The sequence below is a fragment of the Methanoregula sp. genome (assembly GCF_003170075.1).
In the GTDB taxonomy this organism is placed as follows: Archaea; Halobacteriota; Methanomicrobia; order Methanomicrobiales; family Methanospirillaceae; genus Methanoregula.
Map to the genome: position 1 here is coordinate 1 of NZ_PMZU01000050.1, position 341 is coordinate 341.

A 341-nucleotide genomic window follows, 5' to 3' on the forward strand; every position below is an offset into this window, starting at 1 on the left:
GTATTTTATATAACCATTTCTCATCAATGACCCACCAATATTCATCATTATCCGGACAAATTTCAAAATTCTTATATAATACATTTACAAAAGTCATTAGTTACACTAGATTTTTTAATATCTCGAAAAGTCTGTGTTAATGTATTTAAGTTAACTTGGTGAAATTAAATGAGTGATGTAAAAACAGATTTGAAATACGTGGCTACCACGTGCCCGTACTGCGGTGTAGGCTGCGGGCTCAACCTAGTTGTCCAGGATGGGAAATGTGTCGGGGTTGAACCCTACAAGCGCAGCCCGATCAACGAGGGCAAGCTCTGTCCCAAGGGTGCGACCTGCTGGGA

The 341-nt window shown here is 40.5% G+C and carries 1 protein-coding gene; it reads left to right on the plus strand.

The genetic code is table 11. The features are described 5' to 3' along the window. Positions 1 to 168 precede the first annotated feature (168 nt). The coding region (locus QZN75_RS06305) for a hypothetical protein (RefSeq protein ID WP_394339493.1) at positions 169 to 341 on the plus strand (173 nt) is incomplete at its 3' end.